21 protein-coding genes are annotated in these 24,433 nt (G+C 39.5%); 16 read left to right on the top strand and 5 right to left on the bottom strand.

Translation table 11 applies throughout. The features are described 5' to 3' along the window. The first annotated feature begins 30 nt into the window (after positions 1-30). From WNY98_RS10730 to rpoS, 10 genes are read left to right on the top strand one after another with little or no spacing between them, the layout of a single operon-like run. The gene (locus WNY98_RS10730; protein WP_342877882.1) at positions 31-666 is read left to right on the top strand and encodes a hypothetical protein; all 636 of its coding nucleotides are present in this window, start codon (positions 31-33) and stop codon (positions 664-666) included. 37 nt (positions 667-703) lie between these two features. Beyond that, on the top strand, positions 704-991 hold the full coding sequence (ftsB, locus tag WNY98_RS10735) for a cell division protein FtsB (RefSeq protein WP_024596337.1): 288 nt from the start codon (positions 704-706) through the stop codon (positions 989-991). Beyond that, complete coding sequence (gene ispD / locus WNY98_RS10740) at positions 981-1,682, top strand: 2-C-methyl-D-erythritol 4-phosphate cytidylyltransferase (protein WP_342877883.1); 702 nt, start codon at positions 981-983, stop codon at positions 1,680-1,682. The genes ftsB and ispD overlap by 11 nt, the downstream gene beginning before the upstream one ends. Then, entirely contained in the window at positions 1,679-2,176 is a 498-nt protein-coding gene (ispF, locus tag WNY98_RS10745; RefSeq protein ID WP_024604077.1) for a 2-C-methyl-D-erythritol 2,4-cyclodiphosphate synthase, read from the top strand. The genes ispD and ispF overlap by 4 nt, the downstream gene beginning before the upstream one ends. Then, the gene (locus WNY98_RS10750; RefSeq protein ID WP_342877884.1) at positions 2,173-3,225 is read left to right on the top strand and encodes a tRNA pseudouridine(13) synthase TruD; all 1,053 of its coding nucleotides are present in this window, start codon (positions 2,173-2,175) and stop codon (positions 3,223-3,225) included. The genes ispF and WNY98_RS10750 overlap by 4 nt, the downstream gene beginning before the upstream one ends. After that, entirely contained in the window at positions 3,206-3,970 is a 765-nt protein-coding gene (gene surE, locus WNY98_RS10755; RefSeq protein WP_342877885.1) for a 5'/3'-nucleotidase SurE, read from the top strand. The genes WNY98_RS10750 and surE overlap by 20 nt, the downstream gene beginning before the upstream one ends. Further along, on the top strand, positions 3,960-4,598 hold the full coding sequence (locus WNY98_RS10760) for a protein-L-isoaspartate(D-aspartate) O-methyltransferase (protein ID WP_002958958.1): 639 nt from the start codon (positions 3,960-3,962) through the stop codon (positions 4,596-4,598). The genes surE and WNY98_RS10760 overlap by 11 nt, the downstream gene beginning before the upstream one ends. A gap of 9 nt (positions 4,599-4,607) precedes the next feature. Beyond that, a complete protein-coding gene (locus WNY98_RS10765) occupies positions 4,608-5,186 on the top strand; it encodes a YqaA family protein (RefSeq protein WP_002958957.1) in 579 nt (192 codons plus the stop codon). A 41-nt stretch (positions 5,187-5,227) separates the two neighbouring features. Beyond that, on the top strand, positions 5,228-6,052 hold the full coding sequence (locus WNY98_RS10770) for a peptidoglycan DD-metalloendopeptidase family protein (RefSeq protein ID WP_342877886.1): 825 nt from the start codon (positions 5,228-5,230) through the stop codon (positions 6,050-6,052). A 35-nt stretch (positions 6,053-6,087) separates the two neighbouring features. After that, positions 6,088-7,062 carry an RNA polymerase sigma factor RpoS gene (gene rpoS, locus WNY98_RS10775; protein ID WP_002958955.1) on the top strand — a complete coding sequence of 325 codons (975 nt, stop codon included), beginning with the start codon at positions 6,088-6,090 and terminating at the stop codon, positions 7,060-7,062. Positions 7,063-7,352: 290 nt separating this feature from the next. On the opposite strand, the gene mutS is transcribed toward rpoS, so the two are convergent. Further along, a complete protein-coding gene (gene mutS / locus WNY98_RS10780) occupies positions 7,353-9,938 on the bottom strand; it encodes a DNA mismatch repair protein MutS (protein ID WP_342877887.1) in 2,586 nt (861 codons plus the stop codon). A gap of 21 nt (positions 9,939-9,959) precedes the next feature. Between mutS and WNY98_RS10785 the strand changes: the two genes are divergently transcribed. Both WNY98_RS10785 and recA read left to right on the top strand, forming a co-directional pair. Beyond that, positions 9,960-10,448 carry a nicotinamide-nucleotide amidohydrolase family protein gene (locus WNY98_RS10785; RefSeq protein WP_076925189.1) on the top strand — a complete coding sequence of 163 codons (489 nt, stop codon included), beginning with the start codon at positions 9,960-9,962 and terminating at the stop codon, positions 10,446-10,448. Between the two features lie 68 nt (positions 10,449-10,516). Further along, positions 10,517-11,560 carry a recombinase RecA gene (gene recA, locus WNY98_RS10790; protein WP_076925188.1) on the top strand — a complete coding sequence of 348 codons (1,044 nt, stop codon included), beginning with the start codon at positions 10,517-10,519 and terminating at the stop codon, positions 11,558-11,560. Between the two features lie 376 nt (positions 11,561-11,936). Here the strand turns inward: recA and WNY98_RS10795 are convergent, their stop codons facing one another. Continuing rightward, entirely contained in the window at positions 11,937-14,060 is a 2,124-nt protein-coding gene (locus tag WNY98_RS10795; protein WP_342877888.1) for a TonB-dependent siderophore receptor, read from the bottom strand. Between the two features lie 223 nt (positions 14,061-14,283). Beyond that, complete coding sequence (locus WNY98_RS10800; protein WP_010554447.1) at positions 14,284-15,450, bottom strand: DcaP family trimeric outer membrane transporter; 1,167 nt, start codon at positions 15,448-15,450, stop codon at positions 14,284-14,286. 440 nt (positions 15,451-15,890) lie between these two features. Here WNY98_RS10800 and acs point away from each other — a divergent pair, with 440 nt between their 5' ends. Together acs and WNY98_RS10810 are read left to right on the top strand one after the other, a co-directional pair. Continuing rightward, positions 15,891-17,831 (top strand): acetate--CoA ligase, encoded by a 1,941-nt coding sequence (acs, locus tag WNY98_RS10805; protein ID WP_342877889.1) that lies wholly within the window; start codon positions 15,891-15,893, stop codon positions 17,829-17,831. Between the two features lie 104 nt (positions 17,832-17,935). Continuing rightward, complete coding sequence (locus tag WNY98_RS10810; protein ID WP_007584799.1) at positions 17,936-18,586, top strand: response regulator transcription factor; 651 nt, start codon at positions 17,936-17,938, stop codon at positions 18,584-18,586. Between the two features lie 88 nt (positions 18,587-18,674). On the opposite strand, the gene purU is transcribed toward WNY98_RS10810, so the two are convergent. Together purU and WNY98_RS10820 are read right to left on the bottom strand one after the other, a co-directional pair. Next, positions 18,675-19,505: a formyltetrahydrofolate deformylase gene (gene purU, locus WNY98_RS10815; protein ID WP_342876461.1), complete on the bottom strand. Its 831-nt coding sequence runs from the start codon at positions 19,503-19,505 to the stop codon at positions 18,675-18,677. Positions 19,506-19,710: 205 nt separating this feature from the next. Further along, positions 19,711-21,597 (bottom strand): hypothetical protein, encoded by a 1,887-nt coding sequence (locus WNY98_RS10820; RefSeq protein ID WP_342877890.1) that lies wholly within the window; start codon positions 21,595-21,597, stop codon positions 19,711-19,713. Between the two features lie 313 nt (positions 21,598-21,910). Between WNY98_RS10820 and WNY98_RS10825 the strand changes: the two genes are divergently transcribed. Together WNY98_RS10825 and WNY98_RS10830 are read left to right on the top strand one after the other, a co-directional pair. Further along, positions 21,911-22,888: a DNA topoisomerase IB gene (locus WNY98_RS10825; RefSeq protein ID WP_342877891.1), complete on the top strand. Its 978-nt coding sequence runs from the start codon at positions 21,911-21,913 to the stop codon at positions 22,886-22,888. A 210-nt stretch (positions 22,889-23,098) separates the two neighbouring features. After that, positions 23,099-24,424 (top strand): L,D-transpeptidase family protein, encoded by a 1,326-nt coding sequence (locus WNY98_RS10830; RefSeq protein ID WP_342877892.1) that lies wholly within the window; start codon positions 23,099-23,101, stop codon positions 24,422-24,424. Positions 24,425-24,433 lie beyond the last annotated feature (9 nt).

Below are 24,433 nucleotides of genomic sequence, written 5' to 3' on the forward strand. Positions count from 1 at the left end.
CATTTACCTGAATATTTTTGAGTACAGCTTTTGGTCGCTAAAAATCAGTCACTTGGTGCTCAACAGCAAGTTGAAATTTGGCAAACTGATGCACAAAAAGTGTTGTATGCACAATTGTGCAATGCGTTTTATCAGCGTGAGGTTCAGCGATTAGTTGCAGAGCCTAATGCCGATAAACTGCGCCGCCAGTTAAAAAGCCTACCTTATCATATTGAGCGAGCGGCAACGTTAGTTGCCAATGGTGACACGCCTTTTACGCTTGATGCACAAAATGGTACGTGGCTTGAAAAGCAAAAACCGACCCCACCCGATGTGAATGTTCAAGCTAATGAACTTTTTTATCAAACGTATGCCAAAGTGGGGCTTATTGTGCCCGTTATATTGCATGGCTACGATCAGGTGCGTCTTAGAATAGACAGTATCGATCAGTTAGGCGAAAATAAGCTGCATTGTAACGAGCTTGGTTGGTTTGATTTTTTAGGAAATGGGCTAGAGCAGCAAAATGCTCAGCTAATAAAGCCAAGTAAAGTGAGTTTAACGGGGGCATGTTGCGGGCATCAGTGGCAATTTTCGAAGCGTTGCATGCCACGGGTTTTATCACTACGCGAAATGCTTTTAGCGGGTAGTATTAATTGGCGCAATTTAAAGCGCCCCTTAGCGTATTAAAGTTAAGGTATTTGGAATTTAAAATAAGGAGTGTTAAATGCGTATTTTTCAAGTTGGCTTACTGTGCTTAGCACTGTTTGTACAATACAGATTATGGTTTGGTCATAATGGTTTACAAGACTACACACGGCTAAAAGGTGCTGTAGCGTCGCATCAAGTAACTAACGAAAAGCTCATTAAACGTAATAAAGTACTTAAAGCAGATATTGAAGACTTAAAGCTTGGCCAAGAAGGCATTGAAGAGCGTGCACGCAACGAATTGGGAATGATTAAACCGGACGAAACATTTATTCGTGTTTTACCGGGCAAACAATATGACAAATAAACAGACTATTGCAGCAATTGTACCTGCAGCGGGTGTTGGCAGTAGAATGCAGCACAATGCGCCTAAGCAATATATACAATTAGCCGGTAAAACCATTTTAGAACACACCTTAGCTAAACTTTCCCAATTATCTCAATTACGTACTATTGTTGTTGCTCTTAGCGACAGCGACCCTTATTTTGATGAACTCCCACTGCTTGACAAGCGCATTGTGCGAGCCAGTGGCGGTAAAGAGCGAGCAGATTCTGTGCTCAATAGTTTACTTTTTTTAGCGCCTAATCCGCCTACATGGGTATTGGTGCACGATGCTGCCCGTCCGCTAGTTAATATCAGTGATATAGAACGTTTGATTGATGAATGCGTAAGCGCTGATGAAGGCGGTATTTTAGCTAGCAAAGTAAAAGACACCATAAAACGTGGCCACGAGTACAGCGAACAAACTGTGCCACGAGACGATTTATGGCAAGCACTTACCCCCCAGTTTTTTAAATATAACGAGCTTAAAAGTGCGCTTCAAAACGCATTAGCAAGTGGGGTAACTATTACAGACGAAGCAAGTGCAATTGAATGGGCGGGTAAACCGGTAAAGCTTGTAGCAGGTCGCAGCGATAATATTAAAATAACCACGCCAGAGGATTTAGATTTGGCTGGGTTTTTATTACATAAACAACAAAACGAGAGTGGATTATGATACGAATTGGCCATGGTTTTGACGTACATAAATTTGGCGGCGAAGGCCCGTTAACTATTTGTGGTGAAAAAATTGATTACCCACAGGGCTTTTTAGCGCACTCAGATGGTGATGTTGCTATTCATGCATTATGCGATGCTATTTTAGGCTCACTTGCAATGGGTGATATTGGTAAGCACTTTCCCGATACGGCAAGCGAGTATGAAAATATCGATAGCCGTATTTTACTTCGCCATGTGGTGGGCTTAGCTAAAGAACAAGGTTATGTACTTGGTAATGGCGATGTGACTATTGTTGCTCAGGCACCAAAAATGTTGCCACATATTCAAGCTATGCGCGCTAATTTAGCCAGCGATTTAAATTGCGACCTTAGCCAAATTAACGTTAAAGCCACTACTACCGAAAAGCTAGGCTTTGAAGGGCGCAAAGAAGGTATTTCGAGCCATGCGGTGGTTATTATGAGTAAAGAGCTTGCGAGTACAAAAAACGCATGAGCGATTTAAATTATTTATACGGTGCACCGCTTTCTAAAGCTGATTTTAAAACCACAGCTGAAGACTTTATGGTTGATGAAGACTTAGGTATAGAATTTACCGGCAGTGGCGAACACGTGTGTTTGCAGGTGGTTAAAAAAGGCGAAAACACGCAATACGTTGCAAAGCTAATTGCGCAGCGTGCGGGTGTTTCACCGCGAGACGTAAGCTATGCAGGCATGAAAGATCGCCACGGCGTGTGCTCACAGTGGTTTAGTGTAAAAGTACCGATTAAAAAGCCTATCGATTTTAGCGATTTAAATAGTGAGAGTATTTTTATTGTGTCGCAACAGCGCCACGACCGTAAGTTACGTACGGGCTGCCACAAAGGTAATAAATTTACTATTACGCTTCGTAACGTAACCAAGCCTCTTGATATCCTATGCCGTATTAATGCCGTGCGCGCAGGTGTGCCTAATTACTTTGGCGAGCAGCGCTTTGGTCATGGTGGTCATAACTTAGTTATGGCTGAAAAAATGTTTGCCGGTGAGCGTATTCGCGATAAAAAGTTGCGCGGTATTATTATTTCAGCAGCACGATCGCATGTATTTAATCAGTTAGTGAGCCTGCGTGTAAAAGAGCATGGTTTAGCTAAAACAATGCATCGTGAAGTATTTATGCTTAGCGGCAGCAATGCATTTTTTGAAGATGCAATTAATGACGAAAACATAGAGCGATTAGCCACTGGCGATATTATGATGTCGGCACCTATGGTGGGTAAAAGTGAAAAAGGCTTAACCGAGCAAGAAAAAATATGGCTTGCACCTTTCCAAACATGGTGTGATGGTTTAGGTGAGTTAGGCCTTAAAAATGAGCGCCGAATGCTGCGCTTAATTCCACAAAACTTAACCGTTGAAACACTTGATGAAACCACACTAAAACTAAGCTTTGGTTTGCCAAAAGGGTGTTTTGCAACCGCATTATTACGTGAGCTGGTGGATTACACTGATGCTAGCCCTCGAGAGCGCAAAGAAAAGGATAATGGCATAAATGAAGATACTGTTAAGTAACGATGATGGCGTAAATGCCAAAGGCATTGCGGTTTTATATCAGGCGCTTATACAAATTGCAGATGTAACCCTTGTTGCACCTGATCGCAACTGTAGTGGTGCGAGTAATTCTTTAACACTTATGAACCCGCTACGAGCGACTACACTCGAAAATGGTTTTATGTCAGTTAATGGCACACCCACTGATTGTGTACATTTAGGTGTAAATCAGCTAGCTGATGAAAAGCCCGACCTTGTTGTTGCAGGTATTAACCATGGTGCCAATTTGGGTGATGACACGCTTTATTCCGGTACTGTTGCCGCTGCAACTGAAGGTCGCCATTTAGGTCTGCCTGCAATTGCGGTATCGCTTTGCTCACATAATGGCGATCATTTTGAAACAGCCGCTGCTGTTACCGTAAATATTATTAAAGGCTTGGCTTCGCATCCGCTTCCAAAAGATCAAATAATAAATATTAATGTGCCAGATGTTCCATTAAGTGAATTAAAAGGGGTGCAAGTAACACGTTTAGGCGCTCGTCATAAAGCCGAAACTATGACTAAACAAACCGATCCTTGGGGCCGTGATATTTATTGGTACGGATCGCTTGGCACCGAAAGCGATGCTGGTGAAGGCACCGACTTTTACGCAATCAATAATGGCTATGCCTCAGTTACGCCACTGAGTGTTGATATGACAGCTAAAGATAGCTTAAAGGCAGTAGGAGAATGGTTAGCCGATTTGGAGATTAATCGTGCTCGCTAATTATACCCGCAGTGCTAAAGCGCTTTCTGACTTACTAAAGCGTGAAGGTGTTGAAGATACGCAAGTACTTAGTGCTATAGCTGATATTCCGCGCCATATTTTTATAGATGATGTGCTAAAACACAAAGCCTATGAAAATACAGCGCTCCCTATTGGGCAAGGGCAAACAATTTCTCAGCCTTACATAGTAGCGCGCATGACAGAGCTACTTCGTTTAGCTGGTGTGCGCAATAAAGTGCTAGAAATAGGTACGGGATCTGGGTATCAAACTGCAATATTGGCCAAAACGTTTACAAAGGTTTACTCGGTAGAGCGTATTAAAACACTTCAGTGGCAGGCAAAAAGACGTTTGCAGCAACTCGATTTATATAATGTAACCATGAAGCATGGCGATGGTTGGCAAGGCTGGCAATCACAAGCGCCGTTTGATGGTATTATAGTGACTGCTGCGGCCTCTAAAGTTCCGCAAGACTTACTTGCTCAGTTGGCCGATGGTGGCGTGTTATTAGCCCCAATTGGTGAGAGCGATCAAAAATTAGTAATGGTTATCCGCAAAGGCGATAATTATAAAGAGCATGTTATTGCTCCCGTTAGATTTGTGCCGTTAGTACCTGGCGATATTGAATAGGAATTCATTTTGAAGTTGTTTACCAAGTTATACGATATGGCCCTAGTGTGGGCAAAACACCGTCATGCGGAACGTTACTTAGCTGCTATGAGCTTTGCAGAATCAGTTTTTTTCCCGATACCACCCGATGTAATGCTTGCACCTATGTCGCTTGCGCAACCAAACAAAGCATGGCGATTTGCAAGCTTTGCCACAATAGCATCGGTTATTGGTGGAGTGGTTGGTTACTTACTTGGTTTTTGGCTATTTGAACCCGTTGTAGAGCCATTGATTGCACAAATGCACTGGCAAGAAAAGTTTGATATAGCACTAAACTGGTTTAAAGATTACGGTGTTTGGGTTGTGTTTTTAGCCGGTTTTTCGCCTATACCATATAAAGTATTTACGATTGGCGCAGGCGTTTTACAAATGGCATTTTTGCCATTTTTAATAGCATCAGCCATTGGGCGCGGTGCGCGATTCTTTTTAGTTTCAGCCTTAATGAAGTGGGGCGGAGCTCAAATGGAGCGAAAATTACGTCAGTATATTGAAATACTTGGTTGGGGATTAGTGGTATTAATTGCGCTAGCTTACTTTTTATTGCGTTAAGCGTTAAAAATATCAATTTTCTAATTTAGGGGAAAAATACAATGAATAAACAGTGTTTACTGTATGTAACTATATTTATTAGTATTTTTCTCTTTGGTTGCTCTTCTCGCCATGTTCCTGCACCTGTTAGTAGCTTAAATAATAATGTTAATGATTTAGGTCATACTGTTAACATTAATGGGGTTAGCTATAAAGTACAAAAAGGAGATACGCTCTACTCTATTGCCTTTAGTGCTGGGCAAGACTTTAGGGAGTTGGCAAAAAACAATTCAATTCCATCACCTTACACAATTTTCCCTGGGCAAAACATCTCCTTACTCCCTAAGCACGAAAAAACAAAAAGGGATGGAAATTATACGAATTCGAGTAAAAAGTCTATAAAAAAATTACAAAAAAATAACAAAATTTTAAAGAAAGAGCTTGATCCCCCAAAACAACGAGAGTATGTTCAGAAACAAGCCAGTAACAAAATTAGTAATACTAAACGTTTGTCGAGCAGTAAAGTTAAGTGGTTTTGGCCTGCACAGGGCAAAATTACCAAACGCTTTTCTAATAAGGAAAACGGTTATAAAGGTTTACAGATTACTAATCGCAAAGGGGCTTCAGTCTTAGCTGCGGCACAAGGAACAGTGGTATACGCGGGTAACGCCCTTCGAGGTTATGGTAGTTTAATCATATTGAAACATAATGATGATTACCTAAGTGCTTATGCACATAACTCGAAATTACTTGTTAAAGAAAAGCAGAAAGTTAAGGCAGGACAAAAAATAGCAGAAATTGGTAATTCAGAATCTCCGGTCACCGCGCTTCGCTTTGAAATCCGCTACCGAGGGCAAGCTGTCAATCCTGCTAAATACCTACCCTAATTTTTAGGTATTGATAATTGCTCGGGAGAAGGCTTATGGCTAGCGCAGCAAAACTTGACAAACATACTACGACTGACGAAAAGTTCGATGACATCGATGTTGATGAAAGCACAGCTCTACTAGATAAAGTAGACGACGATGAAATCTTTGCTAAAGAAGAAGTAACTAAAAATCTTGACGCAACTCAACTTTATTTAGGCGAAATTGGTTTTTCTCCTTTGCTTAGTGCTGAAGAAGAAGTGTTTTTTTCTCGCAAATCACTTCGAGGGTGTGAAGCCTCACGTAAACGTATGATTGAAAGTAATCTACGTTTGGTTGTTAAAATAGCACGTCGTTATAATAATCGCGGCCTTGCTCTGCTTGATTTAATTGAAGAGGGTAACTTAGGCTTAATTCGCGCAGTTGAAAAATTTGACCCTGAGCGTGGATTTAGATTCTCTACTTACGCTACATGGTGGATACGTCAAACAATTGAACGTGCCATTATGAACCAAACGCGTACCATTCGCTTACCTATCCATGTAGTTAAAGAGCTTAATGTTTATTTACGTACAGCGCGTGAATTAACTCAAAAGCTTGACCATGAGCCAACAGCTGACGAAATTGCAGCTTGCCTAGATAGACCCGTTGAAGACGTTACTAAAATGCTACGTTTAAACGAAAGAATTGCATCAGTAGACATGCCTATTGGTGGCGAAAACGACAGTGTACTACTTGATATCATCCCTGATGAAAAAAGTGCTGGTCCTGAAGGCGAAGTACAAAATAATGATATTAATAAACATATTGTTGATTGGTTAGGTGAATTAAACCCTAAACAACGTGAAGTGTTAGCACGTCGATTTGGATTGCTTGGCTATGAGCCATCTACACTTGAAGATGTAGGTCGTGAAATAGGCTTAACACGTGAGCGTGTAAGACAAATTCAGGTAGAGGCATTACGTCGTTTGAAAGACATTTTGCAACAAGAAGGTTTAAGTACGGATAGCTTGTTTAATCAGTTTTCGTAACTAGTTAACCTGATCTTTGGTTAAGAGATTTACCAAAGTATTGAATTATAGTGATATTTAAATTTATTTTCTCTAGCCAGAGATTTTCAGTGAAAACAAGGCGAATTTACGCGTCAATAGCTGGCCTATTGCAAGTAAATTCAACGCAGTGAGCGCTGAAAATAGCTGCTTGAGATAGATTTATTATCCAGAGTTCAGGTTAGTTAAATAACTTAAAAGACTATGTGTGTTAAAAAGCCGAAGAATTTATTCTTCGGCTTTTTTTATGCTTGTAAATTAGATGATATAAATTACAACAATGCTTTTAGTTTATATAATAAATCGTGCGCTTGGCGTGGCGATAAATTATCAGGGTCAATAGCGCTTAACTGCTCTTCCACTTCAGAAGGGGCACTTTGCGCAGCTTCGTTATTAAAAGTAAAGGCTTGTTGCTCTGTACTTGGTGCAGTAACGCTTTGATGATTTTCAAGTAACTTAAGTTTTTGCTTTGCTTGTGCTATTACAGCTTTTGGCACACCCGCAAGAGCAGCTACCTGTAAGCCAAAGCTCTTACTTGCTGCGCCATCAAATACTGTATGCATAAAGGCGATTGTATCGTTATGTTCTATTGCATCAAGGTGCACGTTTACAAGACCTGTTGTTTGTTCAGCAAGTTCTGTTAACTCAAAGTAGTGAGTAGCAAATAATGTTTTAGCTGATATTTTTGACGCTAAATGATCGGCTGTTGCATACGCAAGCGAGAGCCCATCGTAGGTACTTGTACCGCGACCAATTTCATCCATTAACACTAAAGACTGCGCCGTGGCATTATTTAAAATAGTTGCTGTTTCGGTCATTTCTACCATGAAGGTTGAGCGACCTGATGCTAAATCATCGCTAGCACCAATACGTGTAAATATGCGATCGATATTGCCTATTTTAGCGCTGTCTGCAGGTACATAACTGCCAATGTGAGCCATTAATACAATAAGTGCTGTTTGGCGCATATAGGTTGATTTACCGCCCATGTTTGGACCCGTAATAATCAACATTTTACGTTGGCTGTTTAATTCAACAGGGTTGGCAATAAATGGTTCTTTCATTACTTGCTCAACAACAGGGTGACGACCTTGCTTAATGCTTATATTGTCGTTATCGCACAGTTCTGGTTTTGCATAATTGAGTGCAAGTGCACGTTCGGCCAAGTTATTTAACACGTCTAAATCGGCCAGTGCTGCTGCCATCATTTGAAGTTGCTCTATGTGTGGAGCAATAAATCTAAACAACTCTTCGTATAGTTGCTTTTCAAGCGCTAAGGCTTTTGATTGGCTACCAAGTACTTTATCTTCGTGCTCTTTAAGCTCAGGAATAATATAGCGTTCGTTATTTTTAAGTGTTTGACGACGAATGTAGTCGGCTGGCACTAAGTGAGCATTGGCGCGGCTTACTTCAATAAAAAAGCCATGTACGCGGTTATAACCAATTTTAAGCGTACTAATACCCGTGCGTTCGCGTTCACGCAACTCTAGTTGATCAAGTACGTCGGTTGCACCTTTACTTAAGTTACGCCACTCATCTAGTTCGCTGTTGTAACCAGGGGCAATAACGCCACCGTCACGAATTAGTACCGGTGGGTTTTCTATCACTGCACGTTCTAATAACTCTTGTAAATCAGGGAGCTCAGGCGAGTGCTTGATAATACCCGCTATACGAGGATCGTTAGCATCACCTAACAAAGAATGCAGTGGTGCAAGTGCTTGTAATGCACTGCGCAGGCGAGTTAAATCGCGCGGGCGAGCTGTGCATAAAGCTAGGCGTGCAATAACACGCTCTACATCACCAATCTCTTTTAATGATTCGTGTAATTCACCGAACAGTTGTACATCTAAAATGGCACTAATTGCATTTAAGCGTGAATTTAGCTCGTCTTTATTACGTACAGGTGTATGAATACGGCGCTTAAGTAAACGAGAACCCATTGGCGTTGCTGTTTTATCAAGTACCTGGGCAAGTGTATTTTCAAACCCGCCTGATAAATTAACGGTAAGTTCTAAATTCTTACGGGTTGCGGCATCTAAAATAACAGCGTGTTCGTTGTGCTCAAGTGTAATTGCACGAATATGTGGCAGTGCAATACGTTGTGTATCTTTTACGTATTGCATTAAACAACCAGCAGCAACAAGTGCGCTGTGAGCTTTATCAACACCAAAGCCAACTAAATCTTTAGTACCAAACTGATCGCATAATAAGTGCTGAGCCGTATCTAAGTCGAACTCCCACTCTGGGCGACGACGAGCACCTTTTATATGCTCAATTAAATGGAAGTTTTCAAAGCTTTCGCTATATAGCAATTCTGCCGGAGCTAAGCGTTGAATAGTTGAGCTAAAAGCTTCATCGGTGCTAACCTCTACAACGTTAAAGCGACCAGAGTTAATATCAAGGTACGCAATACCGTATAAACCTTTTTTACTTTGCCAAACGCTGGTAAGTAGGTTGTCTTGTCGTTCTTGTAGCAAGGCTTCATCTGAAATAGTACCTGGCGTTACAATACGAACAACTTTACGATCGACAGGACCTTTACTCGTTGCGGGATCCCCAACTTGTTCACAAATAGCCACTGATTCGCCCATTTGAACTAGACGTGCTAGGTAGTTTTCTACTGCATGATAAGGTACGCCCGCCATAGGGATAGGATCGCCACCGGCTTTGCCGCGATGAGTTTGCGAAATATCGAGTAATTGAGCGGCGCGTTTAGCGTCATCAAAAAAAAGTTCGTAAAAATCGCCCATACGATAAAACAATAAAATATCGCGATGCTCTGATTTTATTTTTAGATACTGCTGCATCATAGGGGTTTGTTGTTTTATAGTGTGTGGTGCATAAAGATCAAACGACATGTATTTACCCAAAGGCTGAATATGGAATTACATCAAGAGATTAAAACACTTGCTGCGCAATTAGGCGCTATTTTAACGGATAAATGCTTATGGATCACTAGTGCTGAGTCATGTACTGGTGGCGGAGTGAGTTATGCCCTTACAGATACCCCTGGAAGCTCTGCTTATATTGACCGTGCATTTGTCACTTACAGCAACCAAGCAAAGCAGGATTTGCTAAATGTAAGTGCCAGTACATTAACGCAATTTGGTGCTGTGAGCGAGCAAACCGTGCGCGAAATGGCATTAGGTGCAATTAAGGCTGCGAACGCCAATATAGCTATAGCTATATCGGGTATTGCAGGGCCCGGTGGTGCCACCGAAGATAAACCAGTTGGTTTAGTGTGGTTTGGTATACAAATTAACGACAAGCAACTTGCTTTAAAGCAAGTATTTACCGGTGATAGGGCTCAAGTTAGACTGCAAGCTATTGTATTTTCATTAAAAAGTGTAATTGATGAGATAAAATGAAAAAATTAGCTTGATACTGTGATTTCATACAGTATACTTGGTTCCATTAGCTGGATTTGGAGAATAAAATGAACGATAACAAACAAAAGGCGTTGGACGCTGCACTATCACAAATTGAACGTCAATTTGGTAAAGGCTCAATTATGAAATTGGGTGATAACAAAGCGTTAAATATTGAATCTGTATCTACAGGTTCATTAGGCATCGATATTGCCTTAGGCATAGGTGGTTTACCTATGGGACGTATTGTTGAAGTGTATGGTCCTGAATCATCAGGTAAAACAACACTTACTTTACAAGTTATCGCAGAAGCTCAAAAAGAAGGCAAAACATGTGCCTTTATCGATGCTGAGCATGCTCTAGATCCAATTTATGCACAAAAGCTTGGTGTTAATATTGACGAGCTTTTTGTATCGCAGCCAGATACTGGTGAGCAAGCACTAGAAATTTGTGACATGTTAGTACGCTCAAGCGCGGTAGACGTTGTTATTATTGACTCGGTTGCTGCACTTACACCAAAAGCTGAAATTGAAGGCGACATGGGCGACTCGCACATGGGCTTACAAGCACGTTTAATGTCACAGGCATTACGTAAGCTTACTGGTAACATTAAACGCTCTAACACGTTATGTATTTTCATTAACCAAATCCGTATGAAAATTGGTGTTATGTTTGGTAACCCAGAAACAACAACGGGTGGTAATGCGCTTAAGTTTTACGCATCGGTACGTATTGATATTCGTCGTATTGGTTCTGTAAAAGAAGGTGACGAGGTTGTTGGTAACGAAACTCGCGTTAAAATTGTTAAAAACAAAGTTGCTCCGCCGTTTAAACAAGCTGAATTTATCATCATGTATGGTGAAGGTATTTCTAAGCAAGGCGAGTTAATTGACTTAGGTGTTAAGCACAAAATTGTTGAAAAAGCAGGTGCTTGGTATAGCTACTGTGGCAACAAAGTTGGCCAAGGTAAATCTAACTCAATTAAGTTTTTGAAAGAAAATCCAGAAATTGCAGATGAGATTGAAGGCAAGTTACGCGAAATGCTTTTACTAAAAGCAACTATTGAACCAGAAGATGGTGAAGATAAGTTAGGCGATGACGCTGACCTTTAACAGCCTAAAAATGAGTTTTTAAGCTTGATTTGACCCGAGCTTTAAAAAGCGCTAATCAGTAATGATTAGCGCTTTTTTGTTTTTAAGCTTTTATTAAGTTGATAATAATTATACCAATCAGCTTAATTAAGTAATCTACTTTAAGAAAAGAAAACCTTGTTGATAACGAGAGAAAAACTTCGTTATTTAGTTAATATCGGCAATTTTTTCTGTACTGCTATGCATTAGTAAATTCGAAACTTTAACGCAATTAGCGTCAGGTTTAACCCTTCTAATTGATAAAGTATTATTGCGGGTTGGTATTACAGCCATAAAAATAAAAACGACACATAGTATGTGTCGTTTTTTAAATTAATTAAAATTTTTTTAATTAATTTTATAGTTGCCAGTTAACTGATAGCGCGTAGTTACGAGGTGCACCATAGTAGCCTTGAGCCCAGTATAGGCTGTGCAAATATTTTTCACCGGTGGTGTTATTCACATTAAATGTAACGCCTACGTTTTCTGTAATTTCGTAAGTGGCCATTAAATCAAGTAAACCGTATGCATCTTGGTGAGTAGTTACGCTTGCAATACCATTTTCATCTTCGACTTGGACTCGGCTAGTTGAATCCTGCCAGCGATAGTTTGCACCAAATGATAAACCATCAACTAAAGGTACTTGGTAGGTTGCGGCCAGTTTAAGTTGGTTTTCTGGTGTGTAATCTTTTACTAAATCATCACCATCAATATTTAAATTACTAAAGCTAATACTTGCACTTAAATCATCTGTAAATTTACCGCTTAGCTCTACTTCAAAGCCATCACTATTAATTCCATCTGCGGCGTAGTAGCGAGTATCATCTGGTAATGAGTTAGGTATAGCAATAGCAAGGCCGTCTTGTTTTGCATCAAAATAAGCGAATGTCACAAATAGTTGATCGTCAAGAAGCTGCGCTTTAATCCCTATTTCACTACTTTTCCCTGTAATTGCCGGGAGTTGATTTGCATTTATATCAAGTTCTTTTTGCGGGACAAATGTTTCAGTGTAGCTAGCGTAAGCAGAGAAAGACTCGGTAAAGTCGTATACAGTACCAATGTAAGGTATTAGCTCTGAGTCATTGCGAGTTTGAGCAACACCGTACGCTGTACCTTTTGTTTCCCAATCCGTATAACGCGCGCCAGCAAGTATACTTAGTGGCTCACTTAATCTGATACGAGTTGATATATACGCCGACTTTTGCTCATTCGTTATATCGCTTCCATTTACGCCATCAGCAAGTGTTGCTTGTGGCATTACCCCATCCCACGTTTTAAGTGATGGCATTGCCGGAAAGCCATTGCCTGTGGTGTAATCGTAAAGAGACTGCTCGGTGTAATCCATTTTTGCTTGGCTAACACCAAATGCCAAGTCATGCTCTTGGCCAAATAAATCAAACTTCCCGCTCGCATACAAATCAAATAAGTCGTGCTTATCTTCGTAGTCATAACGGCTTGCATAACCGGTTAAGCCAAGCTCTGTTTCTCTATCTGGTGTACCGTATACGTAAAACAACTCTGAGTCTTGCTCGTTTTCGATGTGAGCATAGCGTGCTCTAGCCACCCATGTTGCTGATAAGTTTTGTTCAAGCGTTACATATACTTGCTCTGCACTGTTATTCCAGTATGACCAATCAGAAGCCGTGCTTGTTGACTCATCGTAGTCAGTTGGTGTGCCGTCAGTATAATAAAGAGGCAGCGCTCCCCAAAGCGGGCTGTCAGCATCTTTTTGCTGATTAACGTAGTTAACACTTAATAGTGTGCTGTCCGTTAATTTACCTTCGTAGGCTAAGTAAATAATTGTTTTATCTGTTTCGTAACGATCTAAGTATGAATCAGCTTTTTGTTTTGTAAATACAGCACGTACGGCGTGTTCTTCATTTATTGGCGTAGATACATCTAAATCTAATCGTTTTTTATTCCACGAACCATATGACACAGACGCATTAGCTTGTGTGTTATATGTTGGTTTCTTTAAAACCATATTTACAGTTGCAGAAGGATTACCCGCGCCGGTCATTAAGCCATTAGCGCCACGAACAATTTCTACACGGTCGTAAATTGAAGTATCAAGACTGCCTTGAATTGACCCTGAGCTTTGTGGAATACCTAAGCCATCAACTTGAAAGTTCGTAATTTCAAAACCACGAGCTTTAAAGTAAGTACGGTCGGTTTCTATTTGCTCTACTGTTACGCCTGGCGTGCTCTCAAGTACTGAGTTTATATCGTCTAATGAAAAGTCGTCCATGAGTGCGCGTGATACTACCGAGATTGACTGTGGTGTTTCTTTAATTGTTAAACCAAGTTTGGTAGCTGATTGTGCCTCTTCTGTTATGTAGTTTTTGTGATGCTGACCATATACCGCAATTTTTTCGAGAGGTTCATTTTTTACAGTTGCTTCATCAGCAAGTGCATAACCAGATAGGATTAAAGAAGTAGCAAAGCTTAGTTTAGATAAACGCAAAACTTGAGGGGACGACATAAGTTTTTCCAGTTAGTTCAAAAAGAAGTGCGTAACTTAATCTAAATGATATCGATTTGCAATTGAGTTGTGTGTTTTTTACCTATTATTATTCTATTTTGTTGGATTTTAGCGTCATATATAGAGATTATGGGTACGAATTGATGAATTATATAGAACTTAATATCGCTTATAAAAAAAGCGGCCAAGGCCGCTTTTTTTTAAGTAGTTAGCTTTTTAGTTATTAAAAAGAGTATTTAACAGAGAACTGTAAACGATCTAAATCGCCATCTACGCCGCTTTCAGTTTCACGCTCAGCATGTTTTAGCTCAGCTCCAAATGTTAGGCGTTTAACAGGGGAATATAAAATGTTAGCGCTATAGCTTTGGCTTGATTCTGTCGGATCGCCAGAAATAGCTAATAGATCAGTGTTGTTATCAGCAGAGAAGAATGAGTATAAGAACGTTGAACGCCATTGGCTTGTCCACTTGTGCTGGTAAGCAACAAAACCAGAAGTCGAATCAATGGCATCTAGTTCATCGCCATTAAGTACTGCGCCGTGAGCAACGTTTAAGCCTACGTAACGGCCTAAGCCTTTACCTTGAGTAAGCATAAATTTAAGGTTGTCTTCACCAAGGTTTATTTTACCTGATGCGCTAATACCAAAAGATGTTTCATCTGCATCAACACTGCCTACTTTATAAGTTAGTTGGCGAGCAAGCGCTGCAACAACAATGTTACCCCAATCAGCTTTATGCGTGTAACGAGCTGTAAAGTCAGGCAATGATGCATCGTCAGTTACTACCATACCGCTAGTAGTAGAAATTGTACTTTCTGGGTTTTCTAATGAGAAAGACCATGCGCCAGTGGTATATTTAATTTGCGATTGGCGAACAAATATAGTGCCTTCAGCTGGGCCTACAAAATCAAGCGTTTCAGCAAGAGCACCCACGTTTTGAAAGTTAGACCATGTTTGACCAAATAACCAACCGTCGTATGTCACAAACGCATGGCGAATACGTGGAGCATAAGAGTTTGATACACGTTCATTACCGCCAGCAGCTGAGGCTAAAAAATCAATCTCAATTTTAGTGTTAACGGTCTTACCGTTATCCATAACAGTGGCTGTGCCAAAGTTAAAGCGTGACTCGCGAGCATGCATATCAAACACGGCATCTGAGCTGTTATCGTCGCCAACTGTAAGTGTACTTGGTACGTAAAAGTCACGACCTACGTTTGAGCCTGCAGGCGCACCCGCTGAATAATCACTCCACATAGAGTCGAGCTTAATGTATCCACCGTAAGTAAATTCCGTATCACCAATTTTTGCGGCAGTCGCTGCATAAGCAGTACTTGATAGTGCACATAGTACAGCGCTTGCTGCCAATGTTTTTAATGGGGTAAATTTCATTGTGGTGTCCTTTATAGGCTACTTGTTATTTGTTACTTTTTTTCATGTAAGGTTGTATTACTTGCTACGAGTATTACTTACGAATAAAAAGGGTTGTTAATTTGGCTTTCAATTCACTTTCTATTTTCATTCGTTAAATAAAGCATTTTAGTAAGTACAACAAAATATCTTTATTTAGAGTACGAGAACACTGTTGAATATGTGCAATATTTACTCAATTACCTATTGGTCTATAAGACTAAGGTTTGAGAACCGATTAGTTTGTATTCACTTACATTTAACGCGTTGTATTATTTATGTAAAAAAATTGAAAGCAGAAGGATTATAAACTACAAATGAGGAAATTGAAGGGGTGTACAACTAAGGTCTAATACTTAATGTAGCACTGCTGAGTAATCCTTGATAAAAGCTTAAGGCAAGTAATTTAAATGGAGACTAAGATGTCACAAAGTATCTATCCAGTTCCTGCGCATATTAAAGATGCGACTCTCATTGATAAAAATAAATATAATACGCTTTACAAGCAATCTATTGATGACCCAGAAAGTTTTTGGCGTGAGCATGGCAAACGTCTTGATTGGTCTACTCCTTATACCAAAGTTAAAAATACGTCTTTTGATAAAGGTCACATAAATATTAAATGGTATGAAGATGGCTACCTTAATGCTTCGTACAATTGTATTGACCGTCATCTAAAAACCAAAGCCGATAAGGTTGCGCTTATTTGGGAAGGTGATAGTCCATCTCAAAGCGAGAATATTACTTATCAGCAACTACATGATGAAGTAGCTAAGTTTGCCAATGGTTTAAAAAAGCTAGGTGTGCAAAAAGGTGATCGCGTAGCGATTTATATGCCTATGACGCCTCAAGCTGTGTATGCAATGCAGGCCTGTGCACGTATTGGTGCTATTCATTCAGTTGTATTTGGTGGCTTTTCACCTTCAGCGATTGCCGATCGTATTCGAGATTCGGGTGCTAAGATTGTAATTACTTCTGATGAGGGGCGCAGAGCAGGTAATTGTGTACCACTAAAAGCAAACGTTGATGAAGCTGTTGCACAAGATACAGTGACTTCAATTGAACACGTTATAGTACATCAATTAACAGGCGGCGAAGTTGATTGGAATGAACACGATATATGGTGGCATGACTTAGTTGCTGATTTACCAGCGCAGTGCGAGCCAGAGCCAATGAATGCTGAAGATCCATTGTTTATTTTGTATACATCAGGTTCAACAGGTCAGCCGAAGGGTGTTGTGCATACCACAGGAGGCTACTTAGTTTACTCATCAATGACACATGAATACGTGTTTGATTTAAAAGAAGACGATGTGTATTGGTGTAGTGCCGATGTAGGTTGGATCACAGGCCACAGTTACATTGCATACGGGCCATTAGTAAACGGTTGTACACAAGTATTATTTGAAGGTGTACCTACATACCCAACAGCCGGGCGTATGGGTGAAATTGTTGATAAACACGGTGTAACTATTTTATATACTGCGCCTACAGCAATTCGTGCATTAATGGCGAAAGGTGATGAGCCAATTGCTTCATCAAACCGTGATAGTTTACGTATTTTAGGTTCGGTTGGTGAGCCAATAAATCCAGAAGCATGGACGTGGTATTACGAGAGTATTGGTAAATCTAATTGTCCGATTGTTGATACATGGTGGCAAACAGAAACCGGTGGCATTATGATCACACCACTTCCGGGCGCTACTGATACAAAACCAGGTTCTGCAACACATCCATTTTTTGGTATTGCGCCTGCATTATTTGATGCTGAAGGTAAAACACTCGAAGGTGCCGTAGATGGTAATTTAGTTATTTTAGATAGTTGGCCATCGCAAGCTCGAACTGTTTATGGCGACCATGAACGTTTTGAACAAACTTATTTTAGCGCCTACCCAGGAGTTTACTTTACAGGCGATGGTTGTCGTCGTGATGAAGATGGTTATTACTGGATCACAGGCCGTGTGGACGATGTACTTAATGTGTCTGGGCACCGCCTTGGTACTGCCGAAATTGAAAGTGCGTTAGTTGCGCATGAAGCGGTAGCAGAAGCTGCTGTTGTAGGTTACCCGCATGATATTAAAGGCCAAGGTATTTATGTTTACATTACGCCTAACGAAGGTGTAACTGTAAGCGATGAATTAACTAAAGAGGTACGTAATTGGGTTCGTAAAGAGCTCAGCCCAATTGCATCTCCAGATATGATTCAATGGTCACCGGGTTTGCCAAAAACACGTTCAGGCAAGATTATGCGTCGTATTTTACGTAAAATCGCTGCAAATGAGCACCAACAACTCGGTGATACGTCAACGCTTGCCGATCCTTCAGTTGTCGATGAACTAATCGAGAACAGATTAAATCGTTAAATGTGCGTTAAAAACTTGATTACAAGTTGATTCTAAACGTAGTATATCGGCTGTCAGTAAGGGTTTTATACCTAACTGGCAGCCGAATTTATTAGGAGTGAACCATGAGTCAGTTTTTAATAGCGGACGATCATCCGTTATTTCGTGAAGCACTAAAGGGCGCATTGAGCGCAAAATTTGAAGGTTTAGAGGTTTTTGAATCATCCGATTTTGACAGCACACTGCAAGTGTTAAGCGAGCAAGAGGATCTTGATATATTACTGCTAGACCTTCACATGCCAGGTAATGGTGATTTATATGGTCTTATTCGTATTAGAGAAGAATACCCAAGCTTACCAATTGCCGTTGTTTCGGGTAGTGAAGACGCTAATATAGTTTCAAAAGTAATGGGTTACGGCGCTATGGGTTTTATTCCTAAATCGTCATCGTCTGATGATATTGCCAGTGCAATTAACCAAATACTTGAAGGCGATACATGGCTACCAAAAGAGCTAAAAAACAAAGTAGCTGAAATTGAAGGTGAAGACCGAGAAATAGCAGCGCAAGTTGCCTCATTAACACCTCAACAATACCGAGTACTGCAATACCTGCACGAAGGTTTACTTAATAAGCAAATTGCTTATGAACTGCACATATCAGAAGCGACAGTAAAAGCACATATTACAGCCATATTTAGAAAACTCGGCGTGTACAATCGTACTCAAGCCGTTTTAATTGCCGCTAAATTAAAACTCGAGCCAATAGAGCAGGCATAATTTACATTTAAAAGTCACTTGCTTATTTATGAGCAAAAAAAATGCCAGCAACAATGCTGGCATATTTTTATGTGTAGAATAATTAATGCTAAGAAAACACTACGGTTTTATTACCATTAATAAATAGCTTATGCTCTGAGGCAAGTTGCAGTGCTTTACAAAACACTGTTTTCTCAACATCTTTACCCATTTTAGCCATTATTTCTGCGGTATTGGCATGTGTAACGCTGGTTACATCCTGCAAAATAATAGGGCCTTCATCAAGCTCATTATTAACAAAGTGAGCGGTGGCGCCAATGATCTTTACGCCGCGCTCAAATGCTTGATGATAAGGTTTAGCACCAATAAATGCTGGTAAAAATGAGTGATGAATATTAATTATTTTGCCTTCAAAGCGACCGACAAATTCAGGGCTCAAAATACGCATGTATTTGGCAAGGCCAATAATATCAGGGTTGTAGCTGGCAATTAAATCACCTACTTTCTGATCGTGCTCGCTGCGAGTGAGTCCTTCGTGCGATACAACATGAAACGGCACATCAAACCCTTTAGCTAGTGGCTCTAAGTCAACATAGTTAGCAATTACAGCTAATACTTCAATATTAAGAGTTTGTTCAAATTGCTTTAATAACATGCCACCTAAACAATGGGCTTCTTTAGTTGCCAGTAAAACTACTTTAGTTTTTGCGCCGCAATGCAGAGCAAGTTTAGCGCCTTGTGGTAGCAATGCACGCAGTTGGTCTAAAAAGTCGCTTTGTGGCTCACCTGTAAGCTCTGTACGCATGAAAAATCGCTGCGCGTCTTTATCTACAAACTCGTTGTTACGCGTAATGTTTAAATTGTTTTTATGACAAAGCCCTGTGATTTTAGCTATTAAGCCTACGTCGTCAGCACATTGGGTGGTTAATATATAGCTCATTGTCCTCATTCTTACCCCGTGATTAATACCTCATTATTTGTGTTTTGGCATATAAAGCAAGGGCTTTATGGACTAATCCAATATTAATCATGTTGTTGAGTATAAAAGAGGTAATAAAGTTAAAAAGTATTGAATAGAGGTTAAAAAAAATGCCACCTAATTTAACAAGGTGGCATTAATACTACTTATCCAGAGTTTAGGTTAATTAACCCTTAGGTTCAGGAGATAAGTTTTCTTCTTGTCTTAAATACCCAGCAGCTTCTTCGTCATCTTTCGCTATCGCTTGCTGAGTAGGTATCGCGCGCGTTTGTTGGTTTAATTGATGTATTTGTGACGCATTACCTAAATCACGCTCACTGGTGATTGAGGCGATAGATTCACGGTCTTTCAAGAACGCGATAACGTCTTTTTTGATTGCTTGTAATTGACCTTCGTCTTTATGCATTTCCATAATATGGCGAGGATGTTCAAGGTTTTTCATGCCTGTTGCTGCAAACGTAGTAGAAACAACACGAGAAACAATAATCCAAGGCGTTATGCTACTGCGTACTAACGTATTTTCTGAGCGGGTACTATCATGAATACCCGTACCAGTTGATATTTTAGACTCAGTAAATGTGCCTTCACATTTAAAATATACCAATAGTGATTCAAACTGCATTTCAGCAAAGAACAAATGAGCTGTGTTTGTTAGCAATTGCGCAAATGCTTTAATAAGTATAACTATTAGCAATAAGTGAAAGCTTGTCATTAATAGTTCACTAAATTGAACAACATGTTGGTTATTAAATGCTTGTTTAAAGCTACTAATATTTGCCGCGTCAACGTAATGATAAATATTGATAAACGAATACGCTAAAAATACAGTAAACGCCAACGCTACAATGTAAAGTAAGTTACCGCTCACTAAAGAAATTAGCCTTGCTAACGAGAAGTTTTTACCTAAATCCATTGAGTGCAGTTTAGGCTGAATTTCTTGGATCATTTCACCTTTAAAACCGCCTTTACCTTCAATTTGTTCTTGAAGTTTAGGGTCTAATTCTCTGTAAACTCTGTTAGGTACCTCTTTATAACGACGATTAGCCATTACTAAGTTATCTAGGTTTATAAAAATTTCGTCAGGATGAACAGACTCTTGCCAGTTTTCACGTAGTTCTGATACTTCAGCCGAAGGTGTAACTGCATTTAAACGCGCTTTAATCATAATAAAAGCAATTGCGCAGCTCAGAGTAGCTAATACAATAATCGCAACTAAGTACATGCCAGCATGAAGACTAGGTAGTTGCTCAATCCAGCCATCTATTTCTTGTTTGCTAATGTGTTGTTCTTTCATCAGCCATGACATAGAAAGACCAATAGCGATTGGTAGAATAAAAGATAAAGAAATAATTTTAGCGAGTGCACCGGTACCAAGTGCTTCAATATTTTTTTCAGCGTTTCTAGAAATAGGTTTACCCGTAGAGCGCCACGAAAAAAGCACGTAGAACATTAATATGGCACTATAAACAGGAAATGCTAATTCGCCTGCTTCACCGGTAAAACCCGATAAAGATACAAATGCTACAAGGCCATAAGCAATAAGTGCAACAAGGGTACTTACCCATGAGCCAAATAAGCGCTGAGCAACATTACGAATAGGATAAGGTAGGAATAATAACTTAGGGATTAAACTGTGTAGTAAACGTGATAAAAAACCATTAGGCTCTTTAAATGTACTATTTTTACGACCAACCAGCATTTCTTCAAGTGATTGCGCTGTATAGGCTACTTCTTTTTGTTCTTCTTGAGCGGTTGATGCTTGTGATTTGCTGTAGTTATAAGCAAGTGAAGTAGGGTGGTTTCTGCCTACAAAATACTTAAGAGTTGCATAAATACCACTTGAAAGTGAGCGAATGCCGAATGCTAAAATAAGCATGCCAAACACCATTAAAATCCATCCAGCAGTTGTATCTTCTTTCACTGAGCCCGCAGCAATAACAAGTAAACTAATACCCGCTATAGACTCAATGAGTCCTCTTAGCGCTGTTACTTTACCTTCCAGTTTGAAGGGGTTTTTTAGTCCAAGATCAATCGATCCATAATCAAAAGCCATTGAATTCTCCATTTAAACAGCACCCCAATTACGGGGGACAAAAGTGTAATTAATCTGAACTTAGGATAATAAATCTATCTCAAGTAGTTATTTTTAGCGCGAAGTGCATTGAGTTTAAGCGTAATAGACTTGTTGCTTGCGCGTAAGTGCGTCCTACTTTTACAAAAACCTAAATAGAATTATTAATATATATTAAGTATTTATAGTTGTTGTTAGTTTTTTATTATATATCAATAATCTTGTTCAGTTTAAGGTTATTTTAAAGTGATACATTTTATATTTCGACGCATGCTTAAATATAACTGGAGGGTAAATGAAACTAATTTATGTAGACGATAATTTGCCAGGGATCACTCGTAAACTTAAGCACAAAAGTTGGCTTTACTTCGATCCAATAGGAAAGCAAATAAAAGAGCAAAATGTGATTGATCGTTTAAATGGATTGGCATTTCCGCCTGCCTATAAAAACGCCTGGTTTTGCCCAGAAGAAAATGGGCATATTTTAGCGACAGGGTTTGATAGTAAAGGGCGAAAACAATACCGCTATCATCCTGAATTTAGAGCGCAACAAGAGGCTAAAAAATACCAAGCATGTGGAGTATTTGGTAATAAACTTCCTTTGTTAAGAGCACGTTTAGAAACAGACTTACAAGGTGATGAGCTTAATATTGAACGTACTTTAGCGGCAGTTGTAAGGCTTATGGATTTAGGTGCGCTGAGGGTAGGTAACGAACGTAACGTAAAGCAAAATAAAAGTTTTGGTGCTACAACATTACGCACACGCCATGCAAAACTCACGGGTAAAAACATTCAGCTAAAGTATCGTGCTAAATCAGGCAAGGAGCGTGAAGTAAATATAACCGATAGGGTGCTTAGCCATGTAATAAAAGACTTACAATATTTACCCGGCCAGCATTTGTTTCAGTATATAAATGAGGGTGAGCGCACTAATGTTACATCAAGTGAAATAAATCAATATATTCAGCAAATAATGGGTGAGGAGTTTAGTGCAAAACACTTTAGAACCTGGCGAGCAAGCGTAATTGCATTTAAACAATTAGCTAAAGCGAAAGGAGCGCTTACTTTAAAAAGTATGCTTGATAGTGTCTCCCAGCAACTGGGTAATACTCCAGCTATAGCACGTAAATCTTATGTGCATCCCCATTTAATTACGCTGTGCAAAGAAGATGAAGATACTCAAACTGCGTGGAGAGAGTCACTTTCATTACCACGAAAAACGAAGTACTTGAGTCGTTATGAACGTGGTTTTTTAGCTTTTTTAAAAGATTAATTGCCATAGCAACTTTACACACTTAAGCATACTAATTACATATTCACTAATCTAATTTATTAACGTTTAAAAAACGACTTTTTAAAAAGTCATTAAATTTCAATTGTTTACTATGAAATTTTAATTTGGCATCACCGTTGCACCTCCAGTGTACTACTTAGTGGTAAGTACAAAAGCATTTATCAACGATACTTAGCGAGGAGGTACACAGTGAAGGGGTCATTTTCAAATCAAGCGTTTACTAAAGCAAAGCGTTTTACTTTAAAAACTGCATTGTTTATTAGCATGAGCGGCTTATGCTCAGCACCTACTCTCGCTGCTAATGAGCTTGAGAGTGTAGTGCTCGCTAACTCTTCACTAACTACTTACAACTCACAAAAGTACATACAAGCTGATGACAGCTACTACTTTGATCAATATTCATCGCAGTTAATTGAACGTACAGAAAAGGCCATTAATTGGTATCAAGAAATAGTTAATAAAGGAGGTTTTACACACTTATATAACGATAAATTGCTTGAACTAGGCAGCAATAATAAAGAGGTAAACTTACTTGCACAGCGTTTATACCAAGAACGTGACTTAAAAAATAATGTGTGCGACGAGTCTATATGTACGTTTGATAAACATATAGAGCAAGCTGTTAAGCAATTTCAAAGCCGCCATGGTTTAACAGTGGATGGACGAGTGGGTAAGCGCACTTTTGCTTCACTTAATGTGCCCGCAAAGCAAAAACTCGATAAATTAAAACTTAACTTTTATAGAATAACTAACTTTGAAGGCGCAAGTGATGAGCAATATGTGTATGTAAATATTCCTGAATATAGCTTACGGTTTGTAAAAGCGGGCGATGTAAAATTAAAAAATAACGTAATTGTAGGTAAACCAAGTTGGGAAACACCTGCATTTAGCGACGAAATAGAAAAGTTTGTAGTTAACCCTGAATGGCGTATACCCACCTCAATCGCTACTAAAGAAATTGCTCCAAAGGTAGCCGAGGATCCTGACTACCTTGTAAAAAATAATATTGAAATTAGAAAAAACAGCTACCTAGACTCACAAACTGTTAATCCTAGTAATATTGATTGGGATTCTATTAAGCCATATCAATTTGATCACTTTTTAGTTAAACGTGCTGGTGAAGAAAACCCTCTAGGAGAGGTTAAGTATTTATTTCCTAACGCCGAAGCAATTTATGTTCACGATACACCAGCAAAACAGCGTTTTAGCCAATCAAATCGTGCTTTATCGCATGGCTGTATAAGGATAGAGCAACCCTTTTCGTTAGCGCGTGAAATTATTAAGCACGAAGGAGAGGCACAAACACTCAATCATATAGACAGCGCACGTACTCAAAACAGTACTCAAACGTTTCATTTAGACGAGCCTCTTCCTATTCATTTAGTTTATTGGACTGCATGGGTTGATGAAAATAAGCTGGTTAACTTTAGAGATGACATTTATCAACGCGATAAAAAAGCATTATTAAAAAATGATGAACAATCGGTGATTGCCGCTTTGTTAAAAAATAAATAATGAGAGGGT

Source organism: Pseudoalteromonas sp. AS71, from assembly GCF_038900275.1.
In the GTDB taxonomy this organism is placed as follows: domain Bacteria; phylum Pseudomonadota; class Gammaproteobacteria; order Enterobacterales; family Alteromonadaceae; genus Pseudoalteromonas.